General features: G+C 42.1%; 21 protein-coding genes. All 21 read left to right on the plus strand.

Annotated features, from left to right (window positions below; translation table 11 throughout):
* Positions 1–107 precede the first annotated feature (107 nt).
* The 21 genes from NLF92_RS02550 (at position 108) to NLF92_RS02650 (ending at position 21358) form a co-directional block, all read left to right on the plus strand.
* A complete protein-coding gene (locus NLF92_RS02550) occupies positions 108–1169 on the plus strand; it encodes a sensor histidine kinase (protein ID WP_254098542.1) in 1062 nt (353 codons plus the stop codon).
* Positions 1166–2503 carry a sigma-54-dependent transcriptional regulator gene (locus NLF92_RS02555; protein ID WP_254098544.1) on the plus strand — a complete coding sequence of 446 codons (1338 nt, stop codon included), beginning with the start codon at positions 1166–1168 and terminating at the stop codon, positions 2501–2503. The genes NLF92_RS02550 and NLF92_RS02555 overlap by 4 nt, the downstream gene beginning before the upstream one ends.
* 124 nt (positions 2504–2627) lie before the next feature.
* A complete protein-coding gene (gene fliE, locus NLF92_RS02560) occupies positions 2628–2957 on the plus strand; it encodes a flagellar hook-basal body complex protein FliE (protein WP_254098546.1) in 330 nt (109 codons plus the stop codon).
* 14 nt (positions 2958–2971) lie between these two features.
* Positions 2972–4672 (plus strand): flagellar basal-body MS-ring/collar protein FliF, encoded by a 1701-nt coding sequence (fliF, locus tag NLF92_RS02565; RefSeq protein WP_254098548.1) that lies wholly within the window; start codon positions 2972–2974, stop codon positions 4670–4672.
* 10 nt (positions 4673–4682) lie between these two features.
* Positions 4683–5723 (plus strand): flagellar motor switch protein FliG, encoded by a 1041-nt coding sequence (gene fliG / locus NLF92_RS02570; protein WP_254098550.1) that lies wholly within the window; start codon positions 4683–4685, stop codon positions 5721–5723.
* A 3-nt stretch (positions 5724–5726) separates the two neighbouring features.
* A complete protein-coding gene (fliH, locus tag NLF92_RS02575; RefSeq protein WP_254098552.1) occupies positions 5727–6500 on the plus strand; it encodes a flagellar assembly protein FliH in 774 nt (257 codons plus the stop codon).
* Complete coding sequence (fliI, locus tag NLF92_RS02580; protein ID WP_254098554.1) at positions 6478–7809, plus strand: flagellar protein export ATPase FliI; 1332 nt, start codon at positions 6478–6480, stop codon at positions 7807–7809. Before fliH ends, fliI begins: the two co-directional genes overlap by 23 nt.
* On the plus strand, positions 7809–8252 hold the full coding sequence (gene fliJ, locus NLF92_RS02585) for a flagellar export protein FliJ (RefSeq protein ID WP_254098556.1): 444 nt from the start codon (positions 7809–7811) through the stop codon (positions 8250–8252). Before fliI ends, fliJ begins: the two co-directional genes overlap by 1 nt.
* Positions 8253–8414: 162 nt before the next feature.
* The gene (locus NLF92_RS02590) at positions 8415–10394 is read left to right on the plus strand and encodes a flagellar hook-length control protein FliK (RefSeq protein WP_254098558.1); all 1980 of its coding nucleotides are present in this window, start codon (positions 8415–8417) and stop codon (positions 10392–10394) included.
* Positions 10395–10457: 63 nt separating this feature from the next.
* Positions 10458–10988, plus strand: coding sequence for a flagellar basal body-associated protein FliL (gene fliL, locus NLF92_RS02595; RefSeq protein ID WP_254098560.1), 531 nt, complete (start codon positions 10458–10460; stop codon positions 10986–10988).
* Between the two features lie 21 nt (positions 10989–11009).
* Entirely contained in the window at positions 11010–12065 is a 1056-nt protein-coding gene (gene fliM / locus NLF92_RS02600; RefSeq protein ID WP_254098562.1) for a flagellar motor switch protein FliM, read from the plus strand.
* A 16-nt stretch (positions 12066–12081) separates the two neighbouring features.
* Positions 12082–12495 (plus strand): flagellar motor switch protein FliN, encoded by a 414-nt coding sequence (gene fliN / locus NLF92_RS02605; protein WP_254098564.1) that lies wholly within the window; start codon positions 12082–12084, stop codon positions 12493–12495.
* Positions 12455–12934, plus strand: a complete 480-nt coding sequence (fliO, locus tag NLF92_RS02610; RefSeq protein ID WP_254098566.1) for a flagellar biosynthetic protein FliO — start codon at positions 12455–12457, stop codon at positions 12932–12934. Before fliN ends, fliO begins: the two co-directional genes overlap by 41 nt.
* A complete protein-coding gene (gene fliP / locus NLF92_RS02615) occupies positions 12931–13788 on the plus strand; it encodes a flagellar type III secretion system pore protein FliP (protein WP_254098568.1) in 858 nt (285 codons plus the stop codon). The genes fliO and fliP overlap by 4 nt, the downstream gene beginning before the upstream one ends.
* Before the next feature lie 11 nt (positions 13789–13799).
* Positions 13800–14069: a flagellar biosynthetic protein FliQ gene (locus NLF92_RS02620; RefSeq protein ID WP_254098570.1), complete on the plus strand. Its 270-nt coding sequence runs from the start codon at positions 13800–13802 to the stop codon at positions 14067–14069.
* 35 nt (positions 14070–14104) lie between these two features.
* Complete coding sequence (fliR, locus tag NLF92_RS02625) at positions 14105–14884, plus strand: flagellar biosynthetic protein FliR (protein WP_254098572.1); 780 nt, start codon at positions 14105–14107, stop codon at positions 14882–14884.
* Between the two features lie 9 nt (positions 14885–14893).
* On the plus strand, positions 14894–16021 hold the full coding sequence (gene flhB / locus NLF92_RS02630) for a flagellar biosynthesis protein FlhB (protein ID WP_254098574.1): 1128 nt from the start codon (positions 14894–14896) through the stop codon (positions 16019–16021).
* Positions 16022–16155: 134 nt separating this feature from the next.
* Positions 16156–18252: a flagellar biosynthesis protein FlhA gene (gene flhA, locus NLF92_RS02635; protein ID WP_284700346.1), complete on the plus strand. Its 2097-nt coding sequence runs from the start codon at positions 16156–16158 to the stop codon at positions 18250–18252.
* 36 nt (positions 18253–18288) lie between these two features.
* Positions 18289–19767, plus strand: a complete 1479-nt coding sequence (gene flhF / locus NLF92_RS02640) for a flagellar biosynthesis GTPase FlhF (RefSeq protein ID WP_254098576.1) — start codon at positions 18289–18291, stop codon at positions 19765–19767.
* The gene (locus NLF92_RS02645; protein ID WP_254098583.1) at positions 19764–20630 is read left to right on the plus strand and encodes a MinD/ParA family ATP-binding protein; all 867 of its coding nucleotides are present in this window, start codon (positions 19764–19766) and stop codon (positions 20628–20630) included. The genes flhF and NLF92_RS02645 overlap by 4 nt, the downstream gene beginning before the upstream one ends.
* Positions 20627–21358, plus strand: coding sequence for an RNA polymerase sigma factor FliA (locus NLF92_RS02650; RefSeq protein ID WP_254098585.1), 732 nt, complete (start codon positions 20627–20629; stop codon positions 21356–21358). The genes NLF92_RS02645 and NLF92_RS02650 overlap by 4 nt, the downstream gene beginning before the upstream one ends.
* Positions 21359–21375: the final 17 nt, after the last annotated feature.

Here is a 21375-nt window from a genome sequence, read left to right on the forward strand (position 1 = left end):
TTTATCAATAGTTAAACCACCTTTTTTAGGTGGTTTTTTTATTTGGCACAGTAACTGCTTTGTTAGGTAAACGGCAAATAATTGCCGTTTAATTGACAAGGGTATTTATGCTAGCGCAGATCATTCCAAACAATCATATTTCTTCCTTATCTATTGAGCAACATGCTGCAATTTTTGCATCTATGCCCGATGGTTTATTGGTACTTGATAGTAGAGGGGTCATTATAGAAGCGAATAGTGCAGCTCATTCTTTATTAGATACAATATTGTTGAATCAACCGTGGCGAGAAATTATTCATAGCTGTTTTATGCCAAAAGCGTCAGATGGTCATGAGGTTTCTTTACGTAATGGCAAACTCGTCAAAGTAGCGACTAGCCCTTTACAAGGTAGCATAGGACAGCTAATCGTCTTGACGGATTTAACAGAAACTCGTCAGTTACAAGCCAAAATTTCTCATATGCAGCGCTTGTCTTCGCTAGGACAGATGGTTGCTAAATTAGCACATCAAATACGCACCCCATTATCCGCTGCTTTGTTATATGCCGAAAACCTCAATGGCGATACAAATTCTTCAAATTTACAGCAACGTTTTAGTCAAAAGCTTTTAGCTCGGTTGAAAGAGTTAGAAATGCAAGTCAACGATATGTTGGTCTTTGCCAAAAGTGGGCAGCAACCATTAGCAAAAACATTTTCAGTATTTTCTTTGCAGCAACAAATTGACAGTAATATGGCGGGGATTTTAGCTAAACATAAAATAGCACTCACGTTTGATGTTCCTGCTATGGATATTCATTTATTGGGGAATCAAGATGCGATTGCTGGCGCATTACAAAATATTCTGCACAATGCTGTTCAGGTTTCAGCAATGGGTGACACTGTTACCTGTGTCATGTCAGTCACTCCAGAGCACAACCTACGGGTGACTATTAGCGATAATGGACCAGGCTTAAAACCCGAACACATTCCTCAGTTGTTTACCCCCTTTTATACTACGAAAACTCATGGAACAGGTTTAGGTTTAGCGGTGGTTGCATCTGTTATACAAAGTCACAAAGGGACTATTCGTGCCAAAAATAAACCGAATAATGATGGGGCTGAATTTATCTGTACCTTACCGTTAGCCACTAATGTCACCATGCATAAACAATCTCAGGAGTCGTTAAAATGAAGCCAACAAAAATTTTAATAGTTGAAGATGATCACGGTTTACGTGAAGCCCTAGAGGATACCTTACTACTGGGGGGCTACACTGTTTTTTGTGCACAAGATGCCGAAGAAGCAATGATTGAGTTGAATAACTCTGAGGTGGATTTAGTCATTTCAGATGTACAGATGGGCAATATTTCGGGGATAAATTTACTAGCTAATATTACCAAAAAGCATCCTCAGCTACCGGTTATTTTGATGACAGCTTATGGCAATATTGATGATGCTGTGAAAGCTATTCGCATGGGGGCTGTTGATTATTTGACTAAGCCTTTTGCGCCTCAGGTCTTGATTAATTTAGTCGACAAATATGCACCTATGCATAAGATTGACCAGTCGGAACCGATTGTTGGTGATCCCTCAAGTACCGCTTTACTCACATTAGCTAGGAAGGTTGCTCAATCAGAAGCTAATGTAATGATTACTGGGCCGTCAGGTTCAGGTAAAGAAGTGATCTCACAATATATTCACCAGCACTCCAAGCGCAAGGCGCAACCCTTTGTTGCAATTAACTGTGCTGCGATCCCCGATAATATGTTGGAAGCAACTTTATTCGGGTATGAAAAAGGCGCCTTTACTGGTGCGATTCAGGCTTGTCCAGGTAAGTTTGAGCAAGCTCAAGGTGGCACTATTTTGTTAGATGAAATTACTGAAATGGATTTGTCTTTGCAGGCTAAATTACTCCGTGTACTACAGGAAAAAGAAGTCGAACGCCTTGGGGCCAGAAAAACCATAACGTTAGATGTAAGAGTGTTGTCTACGAGCAATAGAGACTTACTCGAGGCCGTCAAAAATGGTGAGTTTAGAGAGGACTTATACTATCGTTTAAACGTGTTCCCGCTAACTTGGTTACCTTTAGCCCAACGTCCTGGTGATATTTTACCATTGGCGGAGCACCTCGTTGCTAAACATTCACCAGCCGGTTCTCCAAAGATTATTATCGGCGCCTCTGCAAAAAATAAAATTCAACAGCACCCTTGGCCTGGCAATGTCAGAGAGTTAGAAAACGTCATCCAACGAGCGCTGATACTGTGTGAAGACAATATGATTCAAAGCCAAGATTTAATGCTAGAAATGGACACTCAGATCCTATCGGCACAACAAGCTTCCATAGTTGAACAAACGTCACCTTTACTAGGGACAGAACTCCAACAACAAGAGCATCAAATTATTCTGGATATGTTGCAAAAATGCCATGGCAAGCGCAAAGATGTTGCTGAAAAATTAGGTATTTCACCGCGGACTTTGCGCTACAAGCTTGCAAAAATGCGGGATGTCGGGATTGAGTTGCCTTAGTAAACTAAGCTAAACCTACAGAGGATTAAAAAATTTTTTAGTTTGGTACGCATATTGCGTTGTTAGGTAATACGCACAACATTTTATGAGTACTGTCAGAATAGTGACATCTTGAGGAGACATCATGGATATTAAAGCAAATGCACTTTATCAAGAAATGCAAAATATGGTTGGAGAAATCAAACCTAGCCCAATGCCTAATCCTATTGGCCAAGTGGGAAATAACTCAGGAAGTAATTTCGCAGATATGTTGACATCAGCTGTGAACAACGTGAATAACATGCAAGCAACCTCTAGAAATATGCAAAATGCCTTTGATATGGGTGATCCCAATCTAAGTCTAGCTGATGTTATGGTGGCTAAAGAAAAATCTAGTATTGCTTTTGAGGCAACACTACAAGTACGCAATAAAGTTTTGGAAGCATATAAATCCATTATGAATATGCCGGTATAAAAAAGAGATAAATTATGGCTGAAGCAACCAACACTGAGCTAGCAATAAGTGACGATACCATCGGTAGTTCAGGACAAGCAGAACAAAAATCAGGTTTTTTAGAAGCTGTTGGTACAGCGGATATGATGCGTCAATTAACCTTGGTCGTTGCCTTAGTGATTTGTATTGCCATTGCTATATTTATTGTGATTTGGGCACAACAACCTGAATACAGACCTCTGGGTACTTATCAGACTGAAGAGCTGATTGAAACACTGGACCATCTTGACCAAAATCAAATTCCATATCGCTTGGAAGGCAACACGATTCTTGTAGAAGAAGGAAGTTTTCAAAATATTAAATTAGGTATGGCTAGACAAGGTTTGCAACAATCTTCGGATAGTGGCTCTGACATTATCATGCAAGATATGGGTTTTGGTGTTTCGCAACGATTGGAAATGGAACGCCTTAAACATGCTCGTGAACAAAAGATTGCCCGCACAATTGAAAAGATGAATGCTGTGCAAAGCGCACAAGTATTACTGGCTATTCCAAAAGAAAATGTATTTGCACGCCGTGAGAAAAAGCCATCAGCAACGGTCGTATTAAAAACCAAACGCGGCTCGGTCATTGCCAGTGAAGAAGTCGACTCTATTGTAGATATTGTTGCTTCTGCAGTACCTGGAATGATCCCAGAAAGTGTCACCGTTACAGATAGTACAGGTCGTTTACTGAACTCTGGTTCGCAAAATTCTATATCTTCTCGAGCTAGAAAAGAATATGAAATTGAAAATAAGCGTGAGAGTGAATATCTCGAAAAAATCGATTCTATTTTAATTCCTATTTTGGGATTAGGTAATTATACCGCTCAAGTTGATGTCACTATGGACTTTACCTCAGTTGAGCAAACACAACGTCGCTACAACCCAGATTTACCTGCTGTGCGCAGTGAACAGACGTCTGAAACCATCACCAACGGTTCGGTAATCGCAGGGATCCCAGGCGCATTATCTAATCAACCGCCGGCTGATGCGCAATTACCTGAAGATGCGACAGGTGCCAACGCTAACGAACGAGTGACGCCTAGCAACACGAGCAAAGAAGCGACCCGAAACTTTGAACTAGATACAACCATTAGCCATACCAAGCAACAGACCGGTGTGTTGAGTCGTTTGAGCGTGTCTGTGGCGGTCGATTATATAAATACTACAGCGGCGGACGGGACCAGTACTTCAGAGCCTCGTGCCCAAGAGCAATTAATGAAGATCCGCCAAGCACTCCAAGGTGCAATTGGTTTTGATGTTACCCGTGGAGACTCTTTAGAGGTAGTAAGTATCCCGTTCACTCGAATGGATCTGGGCGCTGTGGCAGAAATTCCTTTTTGGGAGCAGCCACGATTCTTACCTATCTTGAAGTTAGCATTAAGTGCATTGGTTATTATCGTGTTGATAATCTTTGTGGTGCGTCCAATGCTACGTCGTTTGATAGATCCTAACAGCGGTATGGATGCCAGTGACTATGATGCTGATGAAGGCTTAGATCTAGGGGATGATACTCTAGATATGCTTAATACAGACTTTGATGAAGGTCAAGTAGGATTTGCTTCTGATGGCTCTCTCATGATGCCTGATTTACATAGAGATGAAGACGTGCTCAAAGCGGTTCGAGCATTGGTCGCTAACGAACCAGAATTGTCTGCCCAGGTAGTCAAAGGCTGGTTATTAATGGACGAATAAGGAACTGACCATGCCCAATGACTTAGCAGAACGCAATGAAGTAGAATATGATGTCACCAAACTTGAGGGAATAGAAAAAGCAGCTATTCTCCTTTTGAGCTTATCGGAAGAGGATGCAGCCCAGATACTCAAGCATCTTGAACCTAAACAAGTACAGCGTTTAGGACAAGCCATGGCTGGCATCGAAGACATGACGCAGCCTAAAATAACGGCTGTGCACAAAAACTTTGTTGACGAGATTCAAAACTATTCTACGATTGGTTTCCAAAGCCAAGAGTTTGTGAAACGTGCATTGACTGCTGCACTAGGTGAAGATAAAGCCGCCAACCTTGTTGATCAGATTTTGACTGGAACTGGAGCTAAAGGGCTAGATTCACTCAAATGGATGGATTCTAAACAAGTCGCCAGTATTATTCGCAATGAACACCCCCAGATCCAAACTATCGTTATGTCTTATTTAGAGCCAGAACAATCGGCTGAAATCCTAGCGCAATTCCCAGAAAAAGTGCGTTTAGATCTCCTCATGCGGGTCGCTAACTTAGAAGAAGTTCAGCCTGCAGCATTGCAAGAACTTAATGAAATTATGGAGAAACAGTTTGCCGGCCAAGCTGGCACTCAAGCTGCCAAAATGGGTGGCTTGAAATCTGCTGCGAATATTATGAATTACTTAGATACGAATATCGAAGGTCAATTAATGGACGCTATCCGTGAACAAGACGAGGAAATGAGCCAACAAATCCAAGATCTTATGTTTGTCTTTGATAATCTAGTGGATGTTGATGATCGTGGAATACAAGCTATTTTGCGCGATGTACAACAAGAAACCTTGCTTAAAGCCATCAAAGGTGCAGAGGATGAACTGAAGAATAAGATTACTGGCAATATGTCTAAGCGGGCTGCAGAAATGTTACTTGATGATTTAGAAGCACTTGGTCCGATTCGGGTTTCTGAAGTTGAAACAGCGCAAAAAGAAATTTTATCAGTGGCACGTCGACTAGCTGATGCCGGAGAAATAATGCTAGGTGGCGGTGGAGGGGATGACTTCCTATAAATTATGAATAATGCTGATTTAAATGATTTATCCGCATGGCAAATCCCTGAAATTCAAGAGGCGACGTCATCTGCTACTAACGCTCTAAATAAAGCACCACAGAGAAGTGTCGCCGTTTCCCAAGAAGAAATTGAAGAAGATTTACCACCTTTGACAGCCAGTGATCTCGATGAGATACGTCAATCAGCTTTCCAAGATGGCTTAACCCAAGGGCACGCAGAAGGTTACGATAAAGGTCATAGTGAAGGCTATGAAGTAGGTTTTGCTAAAGGGGAAAGTGAAGGCCATATCCAAGGCGTTGAGCAAGGCAAAAAAGACGGTTTAAACCGAGTGGAAATTCAGGCTGAATTATTTAAGTCATTAGCCAACACATTATTTCATCCTATTTCTAAGATTGATGATGTCCTCGAAGAACAGCTACTTCAATTGGTCTTGCAGTTAACTCGCTCGGTACTTGATGTCGAAGTCCAAACAAATCCTAAAATCATTGTGGGAGCTTTGCAACAAGGAATCAAAGTATTGCCTCTCAACGAAACTCATTATCAGGTGAGCTTGCATCCCCAAGATCTTGAAATTATCCAAACACATTTCACAGCAGAGGTGATCGCAGAACAACACTGGCAGTTTGTACCTGATGAAACAGTTTCACGTGGCGGCTGCGATATTGTGACACATAATAATTCCGTTGATATGACCATTGAACGAAAAATGCGTCAAGTCCTCGACAGATTTATGCTAGAACAAGGATTATTGCATGGCTCAGACACTGGCGAATAAAATAGCGTCTTTGGTGACTCAAGTACCTAAAGCGCCAGCGGTTGCTTCAGGTAAGTTAGTGCGTGGAATCGGGTTGACTTTAGAGGCGATTGGTTGCTCCATGCCCGTCGGCAGTCAGTGTTTGGTACAAACCATTGATGGTGAAATTGAAGCCGAGGTAGTTGGCTTTGCGGATGATATTACTTATTTAATGCCAACCGAAAATGTTAAAGGTATCGTGCCGGGTTCACGGGTCCATCCCTTGCAAAAAGAGTCGGGTATTCCTGTTGGCAATGCACTTTTAGGCAGAGTCATCGATGCGAATGGTGATCCTTTGGACGGACTAGGTAAAATCGCGACTAATAAACGCGTACCACTCACGACTCAACCCATTAATCCATTATTAAGAGAACCGATTGAAGAGCCATTAGATGTTGGTGTACGCGCAATAAATTCTATGATCACGGTGGGTAATGGCCAGCGAATGGGGTTGTTTGCCGGGAGTGGGGTAGGTAAAAGTGTTCTACTTGGTATGATGACTCGAGGGACGAATGCCGATATTGTGGTCGTTGGTCTGGTGGGTGAGCGTGGCCGAGAAGTCAAAGAGTTTATTCAAGATATATTGACGCCTGAAGAGCGAGCAAAAGCAGTGGTGATTGCTGCACCAGCAGACACCTCTCCTTTGATGCGATTAAAAGGATGCGAAACCGCAGTTGCAGTAGCCGAGTATTTTCGTGATCAAGGTAAAAATGTCTTACTGTTGGTTGATTCACTTACCCGTTATGCCATGGCTCAACGTGAAATTGCACTTGCAGTGGGGGAACCACCCGCAACTAAAGGTTATCCGCCCTCAGTCTTTGCGCGTTTGCCGGCATTGGTTGAACGCGCGGGTCGAGGCAATAAAATGCAAGGCTCTATAACGGCTTTTTATACAGTACTGACAGAAGGTGATGATTTGCAAGATCCCATTGCAGACGCAGCCCGAGCTATTTTGGACGGCCACATCGTTCTGTCTAGAAAATTAGCTGACACAGGCCATTATCCTGCTATTGATGTTGAGGCATCTATCAGTCGTGTGATGCCAAATATTGTTGATGAGACCCATATGCAACAATCTAGAGTGATTCGTCAGGTACATGCTACTTACAAACAGAACGAAGATTTAATCAGTATTGGCGCTTACACGCGTGGTACTGATCCTAAAATTGATTTATCCATAGCTGCTCACGACGCCATTAAAGCTTTTTACCAACAAGGTATGAAACAAGTCATTCCATTTGCCGATAGTCATCAAGCTATGGCGGCATTAGCCGGTGGATTACAACAGTAATGGCCGAACAACAATTATTGTTAGTGCTTGAACTCGAGCATAGAAAAGAACAAAAAGCGTTGCAAAATTATCAAGCTGCTCAGCACCAACTCAACTTACAAAGTCAAAAATTAGAACAGCTCAATCAATACCGAGCTCAATATATCCGAAATATCTCACAAGATGCCTCACAAGGTGTTGAATCATTGCGCTATCAACAATCGTTAGCCTTTGTTGGACAGCTAGATCAAGCGTGCGAGATGCAAGCAAAGCAACAATCCCAAGCTGTATTAGTTGCAGAACAACGCAAATCTATTTGGATCCAACATCAACAAAAACGCAAAGCAATAGAGCAGTTGATTGACAAAAAAAGATCGGCTGCTCAGCTCGCCAAGTCTCGAAAAGAGCAAGCTGTACATGATGACTTTGCCCTCCAACGGTTTATTCAAAAACAGAAAAAGTAAACTTGGAATAACTATTGCAAAACAGAATGCTGTATTGCCAAAAGCTCAAGTTATTTTTGTTTATTTAATGAGTAAAGAGACCATACACGCTGATATCACCTGGTTTTATACAAAATATATCCAGAGTTATTTATTAACCTTATTTGCTACAGGAATTATCTTATGCAACAAGTTGCCACTTTAGCCACAGAGTTTGCCACACAAGCAAACTCTGCAACAAAGGTACTTTCTTTTGATGCGCAAAAACAGGATGTACAACAGCAGGGGGGGAGCGATTCAAATACCCCTCAAGTCTTTTCGGATGACTTGGCACGAGAAATCGCTAAACAAGAAAAGAGTATGCAAAAAAGCGAACAACACCTCGCTAGGCAAGAGCGCAAAGATCAATTAGTAACCATGGAAAAGCAGAGGTTAGAAACTGCTACGCAACAAAAAGATGACCAAGATGCCACTGACGAAGTAATCAAATCTGAAGCACAACAGCGCCATAATGAACAAGCCGTTAAGCAAGATAGGGCTGTTGTTAGCACTTCAGAGATTGACGAGCACTTAGGGAGTCAGGCTAGCCAAGCTGCTGAGAAAGCACAAAGGCTTCAAGTATCGGCTAATACGGTTGTTTCTAGTGCGGAAGAAATGACACACTCAGGCACAGCAGAGGCTCAAGAATTACCACCAACACAATGGGATGAATTGCTGTTAGCAGCACAGAACACCTCTACAGAGCTAAATAATAGTGTACCTAGCGCTTCGACAAAGGAGGTTTTTACTGCAGCTCAAACCGATACTAACGTTACTAATCTAAGTGACTCTCCTGAATTATCTGAAAATTCAGATAATGTGCTAAAGGCTACTTATAAACCAGCAACAATTTCAGAGAGTTTGCCAAGTGTAATTGAAGCGAGTACTAGCGTTCATACCGAAACAAATACTGTCATGCATACAGATCAGAACCAAGCAGATAAACTTGATGTAGACGACCTAGATAACGTCAACCTGACTGACAATAGTAGTATTTTACCTATTCTACAAGAAGAGACTAGTGTGAAAACAGAGGAGGAACAATCAGTTGAGATGCATGAAAAAACAACGATCGCAACAGCACTAGCGAATGCATTACAAGATAATAAAATGAGTTATTTAAGACAATCTGAAGGGCGAGTTTCAGGTTCAGAAAATGCCACACTTTTGACAAAAGGCAGCATTGGGCTTGGGGGAATGAATAATACTAAAGATAAAACGCTCGATCCGGTATTGTCGATGACCACACAGCTCACCCCTGAACAGGTTGAAAGCCTAGCGCAACAAACCACCAGTAAATTAGCTCAAGCAGGCGTATTTGACGGTCAAAATGAAGCAGCAAAAACTCAGTTTATAGGCCAGTTCAAAGCTGCGTTGGGTGAAGTCAAAGAGCAATTAGACAATGGACGCGTAGCGGGACTTGATTTACGTTCGTTGGTACAAAGTGCATTACCGATCCAAGATGGTGTAGTAGCCAAGGCGATAGACGGTGTGACACAACAATTACAACAAAACCTGCCAAGTATTCAGCAAGCGTTACAGCAGTCTACTCAACAAAACTTACAGCAAGTAGCCAACGGCACTGAAATTGTAGGCTCTATTCAGGATATTCAGCGACATTCTGCAGAAACGCAACAGTTGTCGACTGAGCAAAATAAAGCCACCTCCACTCCATCAAGTAAGCCATTAAACATGGAAAAGCCAGAAGGGATGCAACAATTGACAGAGAAAGTCAGATTTATGGCTAATAATCGTCAAATTACGGCAGATATGAGGTTAGATCCTGCGGATCTCGGCTCGATGCAAATTCGTGTCAGTATGCAAGGTGACACAGCTTCTGTTAGCTTTGTTGTTCAAAACGCACAAGCACGAGAAGTGCTTGAACAAGCCACTGCAAGATTGAGTGAAATGCTGTCAGAACAGGGGATTCAGCTGGGTGAAAGTAACATTCAACAAGATAACTCAAGTGCAGATAATGCACCTGAGGATACGCCAAGTTTTGCTACCAAGCATGATGATACACAAAATAGCGAATTTTCTGATGAGTCAGAACAAGATGGCAACATAATTGCAGAACAACGTATAACGAATGGAAATATTGGCGGAATTGATTTTTATGCCTAACGCTAATGTTAGGGCAGAAGAGCGAATAGTACCAAACACAGTTAAGGTTTTAAGGAAAAAGTAATGGCAGATGAAGACGCGAAACCAGCAGGCAAAGGCAAATTAATTATTATCATTGCTATCGTGAGCATACTTGTCCTGGGTGGTGGTGGAGCAGCTGCGTATTTCTTGTTATTTGCAGAAGAACCCGTGGCGGAAGCGGTGGCTGCAGACGGTGAAGAAGGTGGCGATACTGCGACAGAAGAAGTGGTTGAAGAACCCATTGATACTTCTCTAGCTGCAATGTATGTGGCAATGCCGAGGCCATTTGTCTTCAATGTTCCAGGTCAGACACGTGAGCGTCTGGTCCAAATAAAAGTCGAATTAATGGTGAGAGGTGTTGAGAATGATGCACTTGCAAGGCTACATATCCCTTTAATCGAAGGGACGTTATTACAAGTTTTTTCTGCGACGAATGCCGAAGATATTGCCACAGGGGCGGGCAAAGAAGCGTTAAAGTTGACTGCCACAAAAGAAGTTCAGAATCGGTTAAATGATGTAACTGAACAACGAGTGATTGAACGTGTATTGTTTACCGGTTTTGTAATGCAATAACTAGCGAATGAGCAAAAATTTATGAGTGACGTATTATCCCAAGACGAAATTGATGCTTTATTGCACGGTGTAGATGATGTGCCTGAAGAGGGTGATACTACCGTCGATGATAAAGATACGATGAGCTATGATTTTTCTTCTCAAGACAGAATCGTACGGGGTCGTATGCCTACGTTGGAAATTGTTAATGAACGCTTTGCACGGCACATGCGGGTCAGTCTCTTTAATATGATGCGACGTTCGGCAGAAGTTTCTATTAACGGGATTCAAATGATCAAGTTTGGTGAATATATCCATACTCTATTTGTCCCTACTAGCTTAAATATGGTGCGTTTTCGTCCCTTAAAAGGGACGGGGTTGATTACAATGGAAGCGCGTTTAGTGTTTATTCTGGTGGATAACTTTTTTGGTGGTGATGGTCGTTATCACGCCAAAATTGAAGGGCGAGAATTCACACCGACTGAGCGACGTATTATTCAGATGTTATTGAAAATTATTTTCGAGGATTACAATGAAGCTTGGTCGCCAGTCATGGATGTCTCTTTTGAGTATTTGGATTCAGAGGTGAACCCAGCAATGGCGAATATTGTGAGCCCTACAGAGGTTGTCGTCATTTCGTCATTCCACATTGAATTAGATGGTGGGGGCGGTGATTTTCATGTGTCTCTACCATATTCCATGTTGGAACCTATTCGAGAACTCTTGGATGCTGGTGTCCAATCGGATACTGAAGATACCGATTTTAGATGGAGCAAAGCGCTGCGTGATGAAATTATGGATGTTGATGTAGATATCAACACTCATTTACTTGATTTTACGCTTTCTTTGCGCGAGGTCATGGACATGAAAGCTGGAGATGTCATCCCTGTGGATATGCCAGAAAATCTTACGGTACTCGTCGAAGATTTACCGACGTTTAGAGCCAAGTTAGGGCGTTCTAGAGAAAACTTAGCATTACAAATTGTTGAAAAAATCCCTAGACCAACTACCGTGAAGTCAGACTTACAATTACTAACCCGTGGTGGTCAAGTGATTGACAGTGACAAAGAATTACAAATATTAGCCGACGACCTATAAGTACGAGGAAAGAGTCATGAGTGAAGAAAACGACGATTGGGCAGCAGCAATGGCTGAACAAGCAGATGCAGAGGCTGAGACGAGTGCTACAACAGAAGATAATGTAGATGATGTCCAGGTTGCTGATTTTGATGAATTATCAGATGCTAGTGATGGTGCTGAGTTTGATAATAACAAGTTGGATACCATTTTAGATATTCCTGTCAATATTTCCATGGAGGTGGGAAGAAGTAGTATTAGCATCCGTAATCTATTGCAATTGAACCAAGGTTCAGTTGTCGAATTAGACCGAGTTGCCGGAGAGCCATTAGATGTTTTAGTAAATGGCACGTTGATTGCTCATGGAGAAGTAGTAGTCGTCAACGATAAATTTGGTATCCGGTTAACAGATGTTATTAGTCAAATCGAAAGAATTAAAAAACTCAAATAAAATCCTATTTAAAACCAAGGGGTTAGCTGCTTTATGTGCTTCGCTTCTTGGTTTTTTTGTACCCGCCGCATTGGCCCAATCCAATACTTCCTATTCTAGTCTTTCACAAATAGCGTCAATTTTCTTTTCTTTATTATTTGTTATCGCAATAATTTTTGGCTTGGCCTATTTAATGCGTCGTTTTAATGTCACTCATGCAACTAAAGGCGAAATGCATGTCGTTGCTAGCATGATGGCAGGCACTAAAGAACGCATCATGGTATTACAAGTAGGACAAGAGCAGCACTTAATTGGGGTAACAGCGACCCAAATTTCTCATTTAGCTAAGTTAGAGACTCCACTGGATATTGAAGCGGACAACACTGGCAGTTTCAAAGATAAATTAGCACTGGCTATGGCTCAAAAAATTAACCCAAATGTCAGTGGAGATAAATCATGAACACAAATTTTGGACTGTATGCAAAAATATCGCAGGTTTTTGGGGAACAAATCATACCGTTATTAACGCAATTAGTGACTAAAACGGACGGTGTCAAATACTACACTCAGCTGGGCTTACTAGGAGTGGGCATTTTAGTTGCTGCATTCCCAAGTGAGTCATTCGCACAGGGCATTCCTGCTGTTACAGTCACCAATAATACCGATGGTACTCAAGATTACTCGATGACGTTACAAGCGTTGTTCATTATGACAGCTTTGAGCCTTATTCCGGTATTTATCATGATGATGACGGCTTTTACGCGAATTATTGTCGTGATGTCTATTTTGCGTCAAGCAATTGGTTTGCAGCAGTCACCGTCAAACCAAATTATCATCGGCATCAGCTTATTCTTAACGATGTTTATCATGGCGCCAGTGTTCGACGAGGTCAACGAAACTGCATTACAGCCATATTTAAGTGAAGAGATGACCGCAAAAGCGGCGTTTGAGCAAGCAAAGTTACCAATGCGCGCTTTTATGTTGTCGCAAACTCGGATTAAAGATCTAGAAACGTTTATTCGCATAGGTGGCTATGAGGACCAATTTGCTGAGCCCGCTGATGTGCCTTTGACCGTTCTCATTCCAGCATTTGTTACAAGTGAACTAAAAACCGCTTTTCAGATCGGTTTCATGTTATTTATTCCTTTTTTGATCCTCGACTTGGTTGTAGCTTCGATTTTGATGGCCATGGGTATGATGATGCTTTCACCTATGATTGTGTCATTGCCATTTAAGCTTATGCTGTTCGTTTTAGTGGATGGTTGGAACTTAATATTCGGTACCCTTGCCACTAGTTTTGGTATGGGGACTTAGGAGGAATATTTATGTCACCAGAAGTATTCGTAGAATTATTAAAAGAAGCGATGTTACTCGTTATCGTGTTGGTTTCAGCGATTATCGTTCCAGGCCTATTAATTGGTTTAGTTGTAGCAGTATTCCAAGCTGCAACGAGTATCAATGAACAAACGATGAGTTTTTTACCACGCCTTATTGTGACTTTGTTGGTATTGAGCTGGGGAGGCAATTGGTTTGTCCAAAAATTCATGGATTATACCTTTAATATGGTCCACAAAATTCCAATTGTGATTGGGTAATTGTATGTACAAAAAATTCACAGTTACCGACTAATATGGAAATTTTAACTAGTACCATCATGCAAGCTTTGGCAGATTATATTCTGCCATTTTTGCGTATTTCTGGAATGTTGATCTCGATGGTCGGTTTCAGTGCGAAAACTATACCCACGCCGATTCGTAATTTATTGGCGATGTTTATTGCTGTAGCTGTTATGCCAATGGTTCCCCCGACACCCATTACTGACTTGGTTTCAGCAGGAGCTTTTGTTGAGATGATTGAACAGTTAATCGTTGGGGTCGTACTGGGCTTTATCTCAGCTATGGTGCTAGACACTTTTGTTTTAGCGGGACAAATAATAGCGATGCAGACCGGTTTGGGCTTTGCGTCAATTGTTGATCCAATCAATGGTATTTCGGTGCCAGCGGTTGGTCAATTTTACTTAATCTTAGCAACGTTGATTTTTTGGGCAATAGATGGCCATTTGGCGATGATTCAAATCGTTGCCTTGAGTTTTCAGGCCTTTCCCATTGGTGAAGTTTGGTTTACTGCTGAACAGTTCAAAGAAATTGCGCATTGGGGGAGTTGGTTGTTTATTGCCGCTGTTACCGTCGCTTTAGCGCCCATTGTCTCTTTGCTTATTGTGAACTTAGCGTTTGGAGTTATGACGAAAGCAGCGCCACAAATGAATATATTTACGATTGGTTTTTCAATCGCTCAGATCATGGGGTTAATCATTATTTTCTTAACCTTAGAAAATATGACAACGCACTTTACAACCCAATGGAACCGTGGCCAAGAGTTAATGTGCTCGTTGGTTCGCGTGTGTTTGTAGGAGGGCGTCATGGCACAAGATGATTTCGACAAAACAGAAGAACCCACGGACAAAAAAATAGAAGATGCCCGCAAAGAAGGGCAGGTCGCACGTTCCATGGAGTTATCCACCGCGTTAGTATTGATCTCAAGTGCACTGGGTTTTATGTTTTTTGGCTCATTTATCGCTTCGGCAGTATTTGGCTTGACGGAACGAACGTTTACCCTATCACGAGATGAAACTTATGACACTACTCACATGTTCCAAGCTTGGGGGTGGGTGATTGACTTGGTGCAGTGGCCAGTACTGATGTTCTTGGTTGTTTCATTAGTGGGGGGTGTCTACGGCAATATTGCACTAGGTGGGTTTAATTTCACTTGGAAAGGCGCAGCGCCTAAGATGACCAAAATCAGCCCTGTCAGTGGTTTTAAAAGAATGTTTGGGGTGAATGCTTTAGTTGAACTAGGGAAATCTATTGCTAAAATCGTGGTTATATTGTCAGCTGCGTATTTTGCTTTGTTATTTTTTAAAGATGAAGCGTTACATTTAGACCAAGAGTTATTTCCTGCAAACATATTTCATGCGATTGATATGCTCGAATGGGCATTCTTGATTTTGACTCTAGCAATGTTGCCGATTGTCGCGATTGACGTCCCATTTCAAGTCTATAAATACACCAAAGATTTGAAAATGAGTAAGCAAGAAGTTAAGGATGAACGGAAAAACGCTGAAGGCGACCCTATGACCAAAAGTAGGGTTCGTCGTTTACAATACCAAGCAGCCGCTAACCGAATGATGCAAGACGTTCCAGAAGCCGATGTTATCATCACTAACCCGACTCATTATTCTGTCGCTATCAAATATGATCAAGACGGAGAACGAGCCCCCGTGATGGTAGCCAAAGGTATTGATGAACTTGCGATGCATATCAGGACGGTAGCAAGTGCACATGGCGTGATGTTGATTCCTTCTCCGATGCTAGCACGTGCGATTTATTATTCGACTGAAATCAATCAAGAAGTCCCCCAAAAGTTGTTTATGGCAGTCGCTCAAGTTCTTGCTTATGTCTATCAATTAAAAGCTTACAAGTCAGGTAAAGCACAGCGTCCTAAAGCGTTGAGCAAGTCCTTGCCAATACCGCCTGAATTACGTCGATAAAAATATAGCTCATATAAATCAATGGTTTATACCTTTCACAAAGTGGCCTTATAGTCTCCTAAAACGTGTTATGCAACTTGGCACGTTAGTTGTACTACTTCTAGTATGATTTCTCTAACGTCAATAATCTGTTTATGCAATTAGCGAGTTATTTTCCTAAATTAGACCGTCAACAGTTCAAAACAATGGGGGCTGGTTTAGGCGCACCTATTGTAGTTTTGGCGATAATGGGCATGGTGATACTACCGATGCCAGCTTTCTTATTGGATATTCTGTTCAGTTTTAATATTGCTCTTTCTTTGGTCGTTATTTTGGTTTCGGTGTTCACGAAACGACCTATTGATTTTGGCATTTTCCCATTTATTTTATTAGTCGCTACAGTTTTGCGCCTAGCCTTGAATGTGGCGTCAACTCGAGTCGTTTTGTTGTATGGACACGAGGGTGGAGATGCGGCTGGTAAAGTGATTCAGTCGTTTGGTGAAGTCGTCATTGGTGGTAATTACGCAGTGGGTATTGTGGTATTCATTATCCTGCTCATCATTAATTTCAAAGTGGTTACCGCAGGTGCAGGGCGTATCTCAGAAGTATCAGCACGTTTCACATTGGATGCGATGCCAGGTAAACAAATGGCAATCGATGCAGATTTGAACGCAGGGTATATCGATCAAGATGAAGCGCGAAAACGCCGCGAAGAAGTCACCTCAGAAGCCGATTTTTATGGTTCGATGGACGGTGCGTCAAAATTTGTCAAAGGCGATGCTATAGCTGGTTTATTCATTATGTTAATCAACATTGTTGGCGGTCTGTTTATTGGCATGATGCAACATGATTTAGCTTTCGGTACCGCAATCGAAGTGTATACCTTACTGACGATTGGCGATGGGTTAGTTGCACAAATTCCATCTTTACTACTCTCTGTAGCGACGGCAATAATCGTGACACGTGAAAATGATTCACAAGAAATGGGCTATGAGATTCGTCAGCAACTGGGTAACAGCAAAGCCTTGTATGTTACAGCGGGTATATTATTTGTCATGGGTATTGTTCCGGGGATGCCGCATTTAGCATTCTTGGGGTTAAGTGCCTTGGTGGGTGGCTATGCCTTGTATCGTACTTATTTACGCAAGCAAGAGTCTGAGAACGCCGCTAAAGTTGACATGCTGCCGTCTGAAAATAGTCCTCAAGAGACTAAAGAGCTCGGTTGGGATGATGTGCAACAAGTCGATACTATTGGTTTAGAAGTGGGATATCGTTTGATTCCATTAGTGGACAAGACCCAAAACGGTGAGTTGTTATCTAGAATTAAAGGTGTCCGTAAGAAGCTTTCACAAGAACTAGGGTTCTTGATCCCACCCGTACATATTCGCGACAATTTAGATTTAAATCCAAATGCCTACAATATATCCATGATGGGTGTCACGGTAGGTGAAGCTGATATTGAGTATGACCAAGAAATGGCGATTAACCCAGGCCAAGTATTTGGTAATTTAAATGGCACACCCACCCAAGATCCAGCTTTTGGGTTAGATGCTGTTTGGATCAATCCTGACCAAAGAGAACATGCTCAAACACTAGGCTATACCGTTGTTGATAATGCTACCGTGATTGCCACACACGTCAGCCAATTATTAACCAATAATGCCTACCAACTATTAGGGCATGAAGAAGTTCAACAGTTACTCGATATGCTCGAAAAACAAAGTCCTAAGTTAGTAGAAGGCCTAGTGCCAGATTTACTCTCTTTGAGTACGATGGTGAAAGTCCTACAAACATTGCTTTTTGAAGGCGTACCGATCAGGGATATGCGGACGATAGTGCAGACCTTGTCTGAGTTTGCGCCGAAAAGTCAAGATCCTGACGTATTGGTTTCAGCATGCCGAATTGCGCTAAAGCGTTTAATTATTCAAGACATTAATGGACCCAGTCTAGAAATCCCAGTAATTACTTTGTCACCAGATTTGGAACAGATGTTGCATCAGTCTCTACAAGCTGGTGGTGATGACGGTGCAGGAATAGAGCCAGGCCTGGCTGAGCGGTTGCAACAATCGTTAAACGAGGCAAGTCAGAAGCAGGAAATTTCCGGAGAGCCGGCAATATTGTTAACGTCTGGATTATTAAGACCCGTATTATCTCGATTCTTTAAAAATGCGGTACAAGGCTTGCAAGTATTGTCTTATCAAGAGATTCCAGACGACAAACAAATTAAAATCGTAAGTTCAATTGGTCAATAGACCTTGAGTTTACCGCAGTATTTAGCGGAGTAGAAAATGAAAATAAGACGTTTTACAGGAAAAGATATGCGTGAAGCATTGCGTTTAGTTAAAGAAGAACTAGGCGCAGATGCTGTCATCATGTCGAATAAAAAAACGGCCAACGGGATTGAACTTGTCGCAGCTTATGACAAGGAGCCACAAGGTAATCACACTGCTTCGACTCGGTCAGTCAATAATCCGACTGGACAAAATACTGACGAAACTGCACCACGTATTTTGACGCCACAGAACAATACCCGTAACACAGCTTCGACTTCTGTCCGTCCTAGTCAAACATTGAGTGAAATCATTGGCGATTCAGGACAAGATAACTTACAAGCATTGTTGGAAAAGCAAATGGCTAAAACCAATGGGTCTGCTCAGACGATTCATCAGCAGACACAAATGGACCAACATTCACAAGCCTTACAAGCAAATGTAAAGGAACATCACACACCGGCTAAAGGACCCAAAAGTTTAGCCGAAATGAGTGCTGAACAGGCAGCGTTACAAACAACTCAAGCAGCACAGCTAGCAAACTCGTCCACAGCAACTACTAGTGCTGATATTACCGATATTGCGGAAATTAAAGCTGAGTTAAACGCTTTACGCAGTGTATTGACACATCAAGTCGCAGGTTTAGTTCAACAAGATAAACAACGCCAGAACCCCGTTAAGCATTTCCTTTGTCATGAATTACAAAAAATGGGGATCAATGCACCGTTGGCAGAGCAATTAATGACCTTTGTGCCTGATACGAGTAATGAACGTCAAGCTTGGATGTTTGTGTTGAAGTTATTAGCAAATCGTTTACGCATTGCTGGGCATGATATTACACAAGAAGGCGGTGTAGTGGCTTTAGTCGGGCCGACCGGAACCGGTAAAACGACAACAGTTGCTAAATTAGCTGCTCAATTTGCCAAACAACACGGTGCCGATTCTGTGGCGATGGTGACCATTGATAATTATCGCATAGCGGCATACGAGCAACTCGCTACATATGGAAAAATCATTGGCTGTCAGGTAAAAAAAGCACAAAGTTCACAGGAGTTGGCCGATATACTTTTTCAAATGCGTCATAAAAAATTAGTGTTGATTGATTCTGCAGGGTTTAGTCAGCGTGATGTGCGTTTGATTAACCAATTATCGACTTTCGAAAATGTGACTAATATGCCAATTAAAAAATATCTAGTCACCCAAGCAAGCGCTCAGTATCAAGTGTTACAACGCATTATCGCGGCTTATCAAGGGATCGAGTTAGCCGGTTGTATTATGACCAAAACGGATGAGTGTTATTCGCTCGGTGAAGTTCTCAGTGTCGCGATAGAAAATGATTTGCCACTTAGTTATGTCACCAATGGACAAAAAGTCCCTGAGGACATTGCCATTGCTGGAGCGGAAAAAATTGTCGCAGAAGCAGCGAAATTATATAAAAAATATTCAGTGAACTATACTAAAGGAATGCATACACAACATGCAGCGCGAGCAATATGATGGATGATCAAGCAAGCAGTTTAAGAAAAATGCACCAGTCGCAATTAGTCAAAGTAATTGCTGTTACCGGTGGTAAAGGTGGTGTCGGTAAAACCAATATCACATTAAATACTGCCATAGCCCTAGCTAAACAAGGTAAACGGGTCATGGTTCTGGATGCCGATTTAGGTTTGGCCAACGTCGATGTATTACTGGGTTTGCGCGTTGAAAGAAACCTTGCTCACGTATTGGCGGGTGAATGTACCATTGACGATATTTTAATTACCGGACCTCATGGAATCAAAATTGCTCCAGCATCATCCGGTACCCAAGCCATGACTGATTTATCGATAGCTGAACATGCCGGTCTCATTCGAGCTTTTAGTAACATGCAGACACCGATTGATATTTTATTGGTCGATACTGCTGCTGGGATTTCAGATATGGTGCTCAGTTTCAGTCGGGCCGCCCAAGATATTATGGTGGTTGTATGTGACGAACCCACCTCATTAACAGATGCTTACGCTTTGATTAAATTACTGAACCGTGAACATGGCGTTTTTAAATTTAAAATTGTTGCCAATATGGTGAGGGATATCCGAGAAGGCCAAGAACTTTTTCAAAAATTATCTATGGTTTCCAGTCGTTTTTTAGATGTCGCACTAGAGTTAGTGGCGACAGTGCCATTTGATGAAAATATTCGCAAGTCTGTGAGACGTCAACAATCCATTGTAGATGCATTTCCTAGTTCACCTGCAGCTGTTGCTGTAAGTAATTTGGCACAACAGGTGACGAAATGGCCATTACCAAATCAGCCAGGAGGGCACTTGGAATTCTTTTTAGAACAACTCGTCGACAAAAAAGTAGTAGGAGGTGAATTGTGAGTTCAAAAGCACAAGCTTATCAACAGCAGTTACAAGGAAAGGAATTAGTCGAAAAGCATGCCTCTTTGGTGAAACGTATTGCGCATCACCTGATGGTACGTTTACCCGCTAGTGTTTTGGTAGATGATTTAATTCAAGCCGGTATGATTGGTTTACTCGAAGCCGCCAAAAACTTTGATGGGACTAAAGGCGCCAGTTTTGAAACGTTTGCTGGCATTCGCATCCGAGGAGCGATGCTGGATGATATCCGCAAAGGCGATTGGACTCCTCGTTCCGTCCACAAAAACTCTCGAGCAATCACCGAAGCTATTTCTCAAGTTGAACGTGAAACAGGTGCCGATGCCAAGGATACTGATGTCGCAGAAAGAATGGGGGTGCCGTTGGCGCAATACCATCAAATGCTGAACGAGGTAAATGCCGGCAAGCTCGTAGGAATCGAAGATTTGGGTGTTGCTGAAGATGTTATTACAACAGATAAGAACAAGTCTGCCGATACGCCTTATGACGAACTCGTACAAGGTTCGTTTCAAAAGTCTCTGGCCAAAGCAATAACGACCTTACCAGAGCGTGAAGCGATTGTACTTTCATTATATTACGATGAAGACTTGAATCTAAGAGAGATCGGTGAAGTGCTTGATGTGAGCGAATCCAGAGTTAGCCAAATTCACAGTCAAGCTATGTTAAAGCTCAAAGCAAAGTTACGGTCATGGCAAACCGCTGAAGCATAACAGTTTCCAATATTACA

The sequence above is a fragment of the Opacimonas viscosa genome (assembly GCF_024199005.1).
Taxonomy (GTDB): domain Bacteria; phylum Pseudomonadota; class Gammaproteobacteria; order Enterobacterales; family Alteromonadaceae; genus Opacimonas; species Opacimonas viscosa.